At 72.1% G+C, this 1,053-nt stretch carries 1 protein-coding gene; it reads right to left on the bottom strand.

All coding sequences use genetic code 11. From position 1 onward, the window contains the following. A partial coding sequence (locus tag QSG27_RS29020) for an Ig-like domain-containing protein (RefSeq protein ID WP_306712330.1) occupies nucleotides 1-1,053 on the bottom strand: 1,053 nt, incomplete at both ends.

Here is a 1,053-nt window from a genome sequence, read left to right on the forward strand (position 1 = left end):
GTCGTGCCGGCGATGGTGACGGCGCTCTCGTCCTCGGCGTCGTTGATCCGGTCGTCGGTCGACACCGTGCCGATGGAAACCGTCGGCGCCGTCTTGTCGTAGGTGATGGTCTTCGTCGCCGCCGTGGCGGGGTTGCCGGCCTGGTCGGAGACGCTCGCGGTGATCGTGACGGAGCCTTCGGACAGGCTCTTGACCTGGCTGGAGGTCAGCGAGGTGGTCCAGGCTCCGGCGCTGACCGTGGCGGTCTGGGTGACCGTGCCGACGGTGACGCTGACGACCCGGCCGTCCTCGGCCCCGCTCGTCGTGCCGGCGATGGTGACGGCGCTCTCGTCCTCGGCGTCGTTGATCCGGTCGTCGCCCGACACCGTGCCGATCGACAGAGACGGGGCGGTGCGGTCGTAGCTGACCGTCCGGGTCGCCGCCGTGGCGGGGTTGCCGGCCTGGTCGGAGACGTTCGCGGTGACCGTGACGGAGCCTTCGGACAGGCTCTTGACCTGGCTGGAGGTCAGCGAGGTGGTCCAGGCCCCGGCGCTGACCGTGGCGGTCTGGGTCACCGTGCCGACGGTGACGCTGACGACCCGGCCGTCCTCGGCCCCGCTCGTCGTGCCGGCGATGGTGACGGCGCTCTCGTCCTCGGCGTCGTTGATCCGGTCGTCGCCCGACACCGTGCCGATCGACAGAGACGGGGCGGTGCGGTCGTAGCTGACCGTCCGGGTCGCCGCCGTGGCGGGGTTGCCGGCCTGGTCGGAGACGTTCGCGGTGACCGTGACGGAGCCTTCGGACAGGCTCTTGACCTGGCTCGAGGTCAGCGAGGTCGTCCAGGCCCCGGCGCTGACCGTGGCGGTCTGGGTCACCGTGCCGACGGTGACGCTGACGACCCGGCCGTCCTCGGCCCCGCTCGTCGTGCCGGCGATGGTGACGGCGCTCTCGTCCTCGGCGTCGTTGATCCGGTCGTCGCCCGACACCGTGCCGATCGACAGAGACGGGGCGGTGCGGTCGTAGCTGACCGTCCGGGTCGCCGCCGTGGCGGGGTTGCCGGCCTGGTCGGAGACG

Source organism: Azospirillum isscasi, from assembly GCF_030849505.1.
Taxonomy (GTDB): Bacteria; Pseudomonadota; Alphaproteobacteria; order Azospirillales; family Azospirillaceae; genus Azospirillum; species Azospirillum isscasi.